This is a genomic window from bacterium, assembly GCA_026708055.1.
In the GTDB taxonomy this organism is placed as follows: domain Bacteria; phylum Actinomycetota; class Acidimicrobiia; order Acidimicrobiales; family CATQHL01; genus VXNF01.
Genome location: JAPOVS010000069.1, coordinates 1 through 10,099, shown reverse-complemented (window position 1 = coordinate 10,099; position 10,099 = coordinate 1). Strand labels below are relative to the sequence as shown.

General features: G+C 74.4%; 7 protein-coding genes. 4 read left to right on the top strand and 3 right to left on the bottom strand.

Features of this window, described 5'->3' with window-relative positions; genetic code table 11:
* The 3 genes from lnt to hemE all read right to left on the bottom strand — a co-directional run.
* Window positions 1-1,495: apolipoprotein N-acyltransferase (gene lnt, locus OXG55_14785; GenBank protein MCY4104504.1), on the bottom strand; the 1,495-nt coding region annotated here is incomplete at its 3' end.
* Window positions 1,492-2,940 carry a protoporphyrinogen oxidase gene (gene hemG / locus OXG55_14780; protein MCY4104503.1) on the bottom strand — a complete coding sequence of 483 codons (1,449 nt, stop codon included), beginning with the start codon at window positions 2,938-2,940 and terminating at the stop codon, window positions 1,492-1,494. The genes hemG and lnt, both read right to left, overlap by 4 nt.
* On the bottom strand, window positions 2,937-3,977 hold the full coding sequence (gene hemE, locus OXG55_14775; GenBank protein MCY4104502.1) for a uroporphyrinogen decarboxylase: 1,041 nt from the start codon (window positions 3,975-3,977) through the stop codon (window positions 2,937-2,939). Before hemE ends, hemG begins: the two co-directional genes overlap by 4 nt.
* A gap of 285 nt (window positions 3,978-4,262) precedes the next feature.
* Here hemE and OXG55_14770 point away from each other — a divergent pair, with 285 nt between their 5' ends.
* The 4 genes from OXG55_14770 to OXG55_14755 all read left to right on the top strand — a co-directional run.
* On the top strand, window positions 4,263-6,437 hold the full coding sequence (locus tag OXG55_14770; protein MCY4104501.1) for a hypothetical protein: 2,175 nt from the start codon (window positions 4,263-4,265) through the stop codon (window positions 6,435-6,437).
* A 113-nt stretch (window positions 6,438-6,550) separates the two neighbouring features.
* Window positions 6,551-7,645 (top strand): iron ABC transporter substrate-binding protein, encoded by a 1,095-nt coding sequence (locus tag OXG55_14765; GenBank protein ID MCY4104500.1) that lies wholly within the window; start codon window positions 6,551-6,553, stop codon window positions 7,643-7,645.
* Between the two features lie 67 nt (window positions 7,646-7,712).
* Complete coding sequence (locus OXG55_14760; GenBank protein ID MCY4104499.1) at window positions 7,713-8,927, top strand: ABC transporter ATP-binding protein; 1,215 nt, start codon at window positions 7,713-7,715, stop codon at window positions 8,925-8,927.
* On the top strand, window positions 8,896-10,099 hold a 1,204-nt coding region (locus tag OXG55_14755), incomplete at its 3' end, for an ABC transporter permease subunit (GenBank protein ID MCY4104498.1). The genes OXG55_14760 and OXG55_14755, both read left to right, overlap by 32 nt.

Here is a 10,099-nt window from a genome sequence, read left to right as displayed (position 1 = left end):
CCCGCCGGGCGGCCGCGGCGGCGGCCACCACGGCGACGGCGGCCGGCGCCAGCAGCGGCCACGGCCCGACGCGCAGAGCCCAGGTGCGGCCCTCCCGGGGGGCGATGTCGGCCACGAGCACCGCCCGCTCGCTCACCCCTGTGCGGGCCAATACGTCGCCGTCGGGGCTGACGAAGGCGCTGAAGCCGGTGGGCGCCGCCTGCACCACCCAGCGTCCGGTCTCGATCGCCCGCAGCCGGGACGAGGCGACCTGCTGGGTCTGCACGATGGTGAGCCAGTAGGAGGAGCCGTTGGTGGGGTTCAGCAGGACGGTGCCGCCGTTGCCGATCGCGTCGCGGGCGCGGTCCTCGAAGAAAATCTCCCAGGAGATGAGCACGCCGAGGCGGCCCACGCCGGTGTCCAGCACCGCCGGCCCGGTGCCGGCGCGGGCGTCCTTGCTGGGCAGGATGCCGCCCGCCACGGGTTCGAACAGCGACCGCAGCGGCACGTACTCGCCGAACGGGACGCGCCGCACCTTGTCGTAGCGGTCCACGATCTCCCCGTCGGGCGAGATGGCCACCGAGAAGTTGAAGAACTCACCCGGCTCGCCGTCCTCCACGACGCCCGGCACGAACCAGGCCTGCTGATCCCTGGCCAACTCGGTGAGCTGTTGCCGCTGCGGGCTGTCGACGAACCGGCCGTCCACGTTCACGACGTTCTCGGGCCACACGATCAGGTCCACCGGCCCGGCGATGCCGGCGGTGGCGTCCAGGTGGCGCTGCATCACCACCCTGAAGTCGGTGCCCGAGGCGCGGGTGCGTTGCGGTCCGCCGCCCTGCACCACGGCGACCTTCAGGCTCCCGACGTCGCGGCCCCGGGGAGCGTCGGCGGCCAGCGCCAGCGCCAGGGCGATCAGCGAGGCCCCTGCCAGGGCACCCCGCCAGCGCCGCTCCGCCAGTAGCGACAGGGACACGCCGGCCACCGCCACGAGTGCCACGACGGTCAGCGGCCCGCCCAGGCGGGCGCTGGCCGCCAGCGGGGCGTCGGCCTGGCTGTGAGCCAGCGTGGCCAGCGGCACGCCCCCGAACGGGAAGCGCCAGCGCAGGTAGCCGATCAGCACCAGCCAGCCCACCAGGGCCGGCCGGCGCCCCCGATCGGGTGGCGTCAGGGCGCAGCCGGCGCAGTAGAAGGCCGAGAAGATGAGGTTCGCGACCAGGTAGCCGCCGGGGGAGAAGTCCCACATCCAGATCGTGGCCCCCAGCAGCCAGGCGGCCGAGACGAGCCCGCCCCGGCGCAGGCGCCGGGCGGCCGGTTGGCCGGCGAGCAGCCGGTCCAGCGCGGCGACGCCCAGGACGGCGAGAGGCCAGAAACCCCACGGCGGCATCGAGAAGCAGATCAGGGCACCGGCGGCGAGGCAGCCCAGGGCGATGCCCGCACCGGGCCGGAGCGATTCGACGCGACGCCGCGTCGCCGGACCGCCGGATTCCGGCGCCGGGCGAGGTGGCTCGGCGCTCACGGTCGCGCCCCGCCGCGTGACAGCCTCAGCGCCCTCCGGGCCGCCCGGCGGCCGCTGGCGATGCAGGCGGGGATGCCGATGCCGTGGTACGAGGAGCCGGCGCAGAGCACGCCTGCCGGTTCCAGCATGTCCTCCATCGCGGCGGTCCGCTGCAGATGCCCGATGGCGTACTGGGGGAAGGCGTCCAGCCAGCGCGAGACGCGTGTCGCCGACGGCGCGGCGGAGATCCCCATCGTGGCCGCCAGGCCCGCTCGGGCGGCCGCCACGAGCGTCTCGTCGGGTTCGCTGACGAGGGCGTCGTCACCATGGCGCCCCAGCGAGACGCGCAGCACGGCGCTGCCGGCGTCCGGGCCGCCGAGGTGCGCCCACTTCACCGACGCCCACGAGCAGGCGGTGATCGCCGGCTCCGAGCCGGCCGGGACCAGGAAGCCGCTGCCCTCGGGGTCGCCGGGCACCGCCGACGGCTCGTAGGCCAGCGTGACGATGGCCACCGAGGCGGTCTCGGTGGCCGCCAGCAGCGCAGCCTCCTCCGGCGCCCAGGGAGCAACCAGCCGTGCCGCCTGCGCTGCCCCGACGGCCAGTACCACGGCGTCGCAGTCGATGGATCGCTGCGGCGTCCGCACCGCCCGGATCGCCCGGCCGGCGCCGTCCGGCCGCACCTCCAGGGCCAGGGCGGGCTCTGCGAGCGCCAGCGCCGGCGCCAGGCGCTCGACCAGCGCCGCGATCAGCGTCTCCATCCCGCCCCGCAGCCCCCAGAAGACCGGCTCGGGGGACGTTCCGTCGCCCCGGCCCGCCGCGGGGCGATCCCGCAGTGCCCGGATGAGGCTGGCGTCGCGCCGGGCGGCCTCCGCCAGCGCCGGCGCCGCGGCCTGCACGCTCAGCCGGTCGCAGTCGCCCGCGTGTATCGAGCCCACCAGCGGGCCCACGAGGCGCTCCAGCGCTTCGTCGCCCAGCCGCGAGCGGATGAGCGCCCCGACGCTGCAATCCGCCCCGTCTGCGGACAATCCTTCGTTCATCTCGCCGTGGCGGCTCAGGTCGGCCGCCAGCGCCGCCCGCCCGGCCGGCGACAGCAACCTCGGGTCGAGGTTCTCGAGATCCAGCGGAACGCCGAGGAACTGCGCCGGGGGCAGCGGCACGAGCTGCCCGTCGAGGTGGACGAAGGCCTGCCCGGAGGCGGGCGCCACGAGGTCGTCGGCCAGCCCCAACTCGGCGCAGAGCCGGGTGCCGTCGTCCACCCGGGCCAGGAAGGCGTCCGCCGCCTCGTCCACCGCCCGCCCGGCGAACTGCGACGTCCGGATGACGCCGCCGGGCCGGGAGGCCGCCTCCAGCACGACCACCTCGGCGTCCGGAGCCGCAGTCCTGACCTCCCAGGCGGCGGCCAGCCCCGAGACCCCGGCCCCGACCACGCAGATCCGCACCGGCGCGGGGCCGCGTCCCGCGTTCACGGTTCGGCGCTGCGGCCCTCGCGGTGCACCAGGTCCACCAGCCGCTCCAGGATCGCGGGATCTGTCTCGGGAAGCACGCCGTGGCCCAGATTGAAGACGTGGCCCGGGCGTCCGGCGTTGGCGGCCAGCACGGCGCGGGCCTCGGTGGCCACCGCCTCCCAGGGTGCCAGGCAGGCGGCCGGGTCGAGGTTGCCCTGCACCGCCACGCTCTCGCCCAGCCGGGCGCGAGCGGCGTCCAGCGGCACCCGCCAATCGATCCCCACCACGTCGGCGCCGACGGCCATGTCCGCCAGCAGTTCGCCGGTGCCCACAGCGAAGTGGATGGCGGGCACGTCCAACTCGGCGACCGCCGCCAGCACCCGGCGGCTCGCGGGCGCGGCGAAGCGCCGGTAGTGATCCGGCGACAGGCATCCCGCCCAGCTGTCGAACAACTGCACGGCGGCGGCGCCCGCGGCCACCTGCTGGCCCAGCGAGGCGATCGCCACGTCCGCCAGGCGCTCCACGAGGTCCATCCAGAGCGCGGTGTCGCCGAGCATCAGCGCCTTGGTGCGCGGGTGGTGCCGGCTGGGGCCGCCCTCGGTCACGTAGCTGGCGAGCGTGAACGGAGCCCCGGCGAATCCGATCAGCGGCACCTCCAGTTCGCCGACCAGCAGTCGCACGGCCTCGTTGACGTGCGCCAGGTCCTCGCCGTCGGGCGGGCGCAGGCGTTGCAGGTCCGCAGGGCCGGCGAACGGGCGCTCGATCACCGGGCCCACGCCGGCCACGATGTCCACCCCGAAGCCGATCGCCTCCAGCGGCACCACGATGTCGGAGAAGAGCACCGCGGCGTCCACCCCGTAGCGCCGCACCGGCTGCAGGGTCAGCTCGGTGACCAGCTCGGGGCGCGCCACCGCCTCCAGGAGGGTCGTGTCGCCGCGGGCGCGGTGGTACTCGGGCAGCGAGCGGCCCGCCTGGCGCATGAACCACACCGGCGTCCGGTCGGTCGCCAGCCCCCGGCAGGCCCTCAGGAAACGGGAGTCCACAAGCGCCGCCGCCACGCCGGTCACCCTACCGACGCCACCCGCACCGACCCCCGCCACCACGTCGCGTCATTCCGGCGGAGGCCGGAATCCAGTGGGCAGCGGTCCGGTCGGGGCCGCCGGTGGGCGTCGGCGGATCGTCTGGCGAAATCGATCCGGCGCCGTCCCCCCGGCGTCCCCTCCCTCGGGGGTCGGCGGCAAGTGAGGGTGGGGGTCGGGCTGGGGCCTTCGGCCTGCCGTGAAGGAGCAGAGCGGTGCTTCGACCCCCACCCGGGCCGCAGCCTCGCGGGTAGGGTGGATCTCTTGTCCACTACCAGCGAGATCGGTGTGGCGGCGTCGGAACTGGAGGCCGAACAGGCCTATGTGGACCACGCCCACGCCTGTCTGGAGGCCACCCGCCGGCGCATCCGGGAGTTCTGGGATCGGGTGGCCGCGGGCCGCGACGGCACCCATGCCGCCCGCTTCGAGCGCGACGTTCTGGAGCATCGGGTGTTCCAGCGTCTCGGCCAGCTCGAACTGGGTGGGCGCTCGCTCTGTTTCGGGCGCATCGACATGCGCCGTGACGGCGACGCCGGGGAGGGCGGCGCCGGCGCGGACGACGCCGGTGATGGTTCCGAGACCTTCTACGTCGGCCGGATCGGGGTGTGGGACGAGGACCAGGCGGCCGTGGTGTGCGACTGGCGCGCTCCGGTGGCCGAGCCCTTCTTCCGGGCCACCGGCCGCGAGCCTCTGGGCCTGGCCCGGCGCCGCCGCTTCGTCAGCCGCGGCAGCCGCCTGCTGGGGCTCGACGACGAGCATTTCCCGCCCGGCGGGCTGGACGGCGACGGCGACGGCGGGTCCGACGGCGCCCTCCGTGACAACCCGGCGCTGCAGGCGGTCCTGGAGGCTCCACGCACCGGCTGGCTCGGCGACGTCACCGCCACCATCCAGGGCGAGCAGGACGACGTCATCCGCGCCCCGCTGCCGGGCGTCCTCATCGTCCAGGGCGGGCCCGGCACCGGCAAGACGGTGGTGGCGCTGCACCGGGCCGCCTATCTCATCTACACCCATCGCTTCCCGCTTTCGGGCCAGGGCGTCCTGGTGATCGGTCCGAACCCCGTGTTCCTGACCTACGTCGAGCAGATCCTGCCCTCCCTGGGCGAGGCCGGGGTGCGGCTCGCCACGCTCGGCGACCTGCTCGCGGACGTGCCGGTCAGCGGTCACGACAGCGAGCCGGTGGCCCGCACCAAGGGCGACGCCCGCATGGCCACCGTCGTGCAACGCGCCGTGCGGACCCGCCAGCGTGCCCTGCAGGAGCCCCTCGTCCTGGACTACGGCCTGCGGCGCCTGCGGCTATCGACGGGGGCCAGTGCGGCCATCGTGGCCGGCGCCCGGCGCCGGGCCCGCACCCACAACGCCGGCCGCCGGTTCGTGGTCGAGGCGTTCTTCGAGTCACTGGCCGACAGCGTCCGGCGGCCCACCGACGCCGCCGAGCTGGCCGACGCGCTGGGCGAGACGCTGGAGGTGCGCCGCGCCCTGGACTGGATGTGGCCCCAGCTCACGCCCGCCCACCTGCTGCACGACCTCTTCGGCAGCCGGGCGCTGCTGGCCAACGCCGCCGCGGGCGTGCTCAGCGACGCCGAGACCGCGGGCCTGTACCGCCCGCGCCGGGCGCACGCCGACGACGTGGTCTGGACCAGCGACGACGTGCCGCTGTTCGACGAGGCCCGCATGCTGCTGGGGCCGCGGACGCCCCGCGGCAACGCCGGACGCATCCGCACCTACGGCCACATCGTGGTGGACGAGGCGCAGGACCTCTCGCCCATGCAGCTGCGGATGGTGGGACGCCGCTCGCTCAACGGCTCGCTGACGCTGGTGGGGGACATCGCCCAGGCCACCAGCGCCTGGGCGCACGACTCCTGGGACAGCCTGGTGGATCTCGTCTCGCCGGAGGCACCGCCGAACTTCGCCGAGTTGACGATCGGCTACCGGGTGCCGCAGCCGATCATGAGCTTCGCCGCCGCCTGCCTGCCCCCGGCGATGGCGGATCTGGTGCCGCCGCGCGCCGCCCGCCCCGGCGGCGAGCCGCCCCGGATCGTGCGCCTGCCGGCGGCCGGACCCGGAACGCTCGCCGCGGCTGTGGCTGACGCCGTGCGCCACGAACTGGGCCACGTGGGGGCCGGGAACCTGGCCGTCATCTGCGCCGACGAGCAGGTCGCCGAGCTGTCGGGGGCGCTGGCAGCCGCGGGCGTGCCCCACGGCACCTCCGCCCGGCGCGCCCTCGGCATGCAGGTGTCGGTCTGCTCGGCGCGCACCCTCAAGGGCCTGGAGGTGGACGCGGCCGTGGTGGTGGAGCCCCGGCGCATCGTGGCCGAGGCGGCGGCAGGGATGCGCCTGCTGTACGTGGCGCTCAGCCGGGCCACGCAGCGCCTCACCGTGGTCGCCGGCGAGCCGCTGCCCGACCCGCTGGAGCAGGCCGCCACAGCGCTCGGCGGGTGAACCTCCGGGCCGTCCTCCTCGCCGCGATCGAATCCCCGAAGCGGTTGCATCGCGCCGGAGCGTTGTTAGGGTTGCCTAATTCATGGTAGGCTGTTAGGGTTACCTAACACACCATGCTGCATCCACTCGAAGGGATGCGCCGGAACCCGGAGAGACGCATGATCGAGCCCCCCCACAAGGCCGGCCTGCGGGCCGGGCGCACCGCCCGCCTGCTGGCGCTGGTCGCCGCCGTCGGCCTCCTCGCCGCCGCCTGCGGCTCCGATGACGAGCCCGACGATCCCATCACCGTCTATTCGGGGCGCAACGAGGACCTCATCGGACCGCTGGCAGAGATGTTCGAGGAGGTCGGTGACATCCGGGTGGAGGTCCGGTACGGCTCGTCGGCCGACCTGGCCCTGCTGATCGAGACCGAGGGTGACGCCTCGCCGGCCGACGTGTTCATCTCCCAGAGCCCCGGCGCCATGGGATATCTGGCCACCGCCGGCCGGTTGCGGGAACTGCCGGCGAGCGTGCTGGACGCCGTCGGAGAGGGGTTCCGGGCCGACGACGGCAGTTGGGTGGGTCTCAGCGGTCGACGGAGGGTGTTGGTCTACAACCCCGACCTCGTCGCCGAGGCCGACCTGCCTGACTCGGTGCTCGATCTCACCGATCCCGACTATGCGGGTCGCGTCGGCGTGGCGCCGGGGAACAGCTCCTTCCAGGACTTCATCACGGCCATGCGGTTTCGCTCGGGCGACGACGCCACGCTGGCCTGGCTGGAGGGCATGGCCGCCAACGGGTCGCCCAACTACGCCAAGAATTCCGCCATCACCGACGCCGTGATCCGCGGCGAGGTGGACATGGGCCTAGTCAACCACTACTACCTGCTGCGCTTCCTTGCCGAGGATCCCGCCGCCCGCGGCGTCAACCACCATTTCGATCCCGCCGACATCGGCTCGCTGTTGATCGTGACCACAGGGGCGATCCTGGAGACCTCCGACCAGCCGGGCGCGGCGCAAGCCTTCCTGGAGTTCATGCTGACGCGGCAGGCACAGGAGTTCTACGCCGCCGAGACCCGCGAGTACCCGCTGGCCGCCGGCGTGGCGCCGCTGCCCGAACTGGCGCCGCTGGACATCCGCGATGCCGGCGGGACCATCGACTTCGATGTTCTCGGAGGCGGTCTCGCGCGCACCCAGGACTTGATTCGCCAGAGCGGGATCGTGCGCTGATCGCGGTCCGGGTGAGGACCGCCGGTGCCGAGTTGTAAACGTTGCCTAACGAACTAGGGTATTAGGCGTGCCTAATGCCCCTGGGGTGCTCGGTGGTGTTTCCCGCCGGTGGACGGCTCCCCGCCGAGCCGGTACCGACCGCCAACCCCGCAACGGGAGGCACGACGACGGCCACCTCGGTGAGTTCCGGGATCTCCAGGTGGCTGCGGTCCGCAAGTCGTTCGGTGCCGCCGAGGTGCTGAGGGGTGCCGACCTGGCTGTCGAGAGCGGCCGCACCGTGGCGCTGCTCGGGCCCAGCGGCTGCGGCAAGACCACGCTCATGCGCGTCGTCGCCGGGCTCGAGGTCGCCGACACCGGCGAGGTGCGCCTCGGTGGTCGCCTGCTCACCGGTGAGGGCACCCACGTCGCCCCGGAGTTCCGGCGCATCGGCCTGCTCGGCCAGGAGCGCTCGCTGTTCCCGCACCTCTCGGTGGGTGCGAACGTGGCCTATGGGCTGCCCCGGAGCCCCGAGCGGGCCCGGCGGGTGGCGGAGGTCCTCGACCTCGTCGACCTGGCCGGCTTCGAGGACCGGATGCCCGACACCCTCTCGGGCGGCCAGCAGCAGCGCGTGGCGCTGGCGCGGGCCCTCGCCCCGGGGCCGCGGGTCCTGCTGCTCGATGAGCCCTTCCAGGGGCTCGACTCGAACCTGCGGCTCGACCTGCAGCGCGAGGTCCGGGTGCTGCTGCAATCGCTCGGCGCCACGGCGGTGATCGTCACCCACGACCAGGACGAGGCCTTCGTCATGGGTGACGAGGTGGCGGTGATGGCCGCCGGCAGGATCTGCCAGCGCGGCACGCCCGACGAGGTGTACGCCCGGCCTCTCACCCCCTGGGTGGCCGGCTTCGTGGGCGACGTCAACTTCCTGCCCGCCGTGGGGGCGGGCGGCGCCGCGGTGACGGCGCTGGGCGAGGTGGCGGTGCACGGCGACTGCAGCGGCGAGATATCGGTGCTGGTGCGGCCCTCGCATCTGCGCCTCGAGGCGCCCGGCAACGGCGTCGCGGCGGTGGGCACCGTGGAAGAACTCCGCCTGCTGGGCCACGCCACCGAGTGCAAGGTGCGTCTCGGCGACCTGGTGCTCCTGGCTCGCAGCGGCCGGATGCCGCCGCTACGAGTGGGCGACGAGGTCGGCGTCTCCTACGACGGTCCGCCCACGATGGCCTACAGCGCCGCGGCGATGGCCGAATCGGCGCGCAACGGGACGCGCCGGCGCAATGGCTCCGCTGCGGGCAACCAGGGGCTCTAGCAGGAGCGAACCGCCGCTCGCGCGTCCCCGCAAGCGGGTTCAGCCGGCGGAGTGGTTCCGGGACGCCCCGCTGGCGGCGTTCTTCGCGGTGCCGCTGGGCTACCTCGCCTACGAGAACATCCGCCTGCACTCCGACGTGCTCGGCGTGCTCGCCGAGCGGGCGACGTGGGCGCCGCTCGGCCGCTCGCTGCTGCTGGCCGGCGCGGTGACGGCCGCGGCGATGGTTCTGGGAACGGCCCTGGCGTGGGTGACGGTCCGTCTCGACGTGCCCGGCCGGCGGCTCTGGTCGGTGCTGGCGCCGCTGCCGCTGGTGTTCCCGTCATTCGTGGGTGCGACGGCGCTCATCGGGCTGCTGGCCCGAGGCGGCCTCGCCGAGCGCGTCCTGTCGCCCCTCGGGGCCGGCGACCTGCCCCATCTTAGAGGGTTCTGGGCCGCCTGGCTGGTGCTCACGCTGTTCACCTACCCCTACGTGTACCTGCCCACGCGCGCCCGCCTGCGCCACCTGGATCCCGCCTACGAGGAGGCCGCACGGGTGCTGGGGCGCCGGCCCGCTTCGGTGTTCGCCACGGTGACGCTGCCGGCCACGCTTCCCGCGGTGTCCGCCGGGGGGATGCTGGTGTTCCTGTACACGCTCTCGGACTTCGGCGCCGTGGACCTGCTGCGCTACGAGACGCTCACCCGCTCGGTCTACGCCAACCGGCTCTTCGACCGAGCCACCTCGGTCTCCCACGGGCTGCTGCTGGGCGTGGTGGCACTCGGGGCCGTGGCTGCGGAGCGGTTCCTGGCCCGGCGCCGCCGGGACCGTTTCCCGTCGACGTCCGACCGGCGTCCCGCGGTCGTGGCGCTGGGCCGCTGGCGATGGGCCGTCGCCGCGGCCGTTGCCGGGTTCCTGCTGGTCGCCCTGGCGGCGCCGCTGGCGACGCTGGGCTACTGGGCCGGGCGCGGGATCGCCGACCCCGACCGGCGCACCGGCGTCGCCGCTCTCGACGGGGCCGGCCTGGCGGAGTCGGCGCTCTCGACGGTTGCGGTCAGCGCTCTCGCCGCGGTCGTGACGGTGCTGGTGATGTTGCCGCTGTCGTGGCTGCTGGTCCATCGTCCGGCGCCCACGACCCACGCCACCAACGTCGTCGTGACCGCCGGATTCGCCCTGCCGGGTGTCGTGGTCGCCCTGG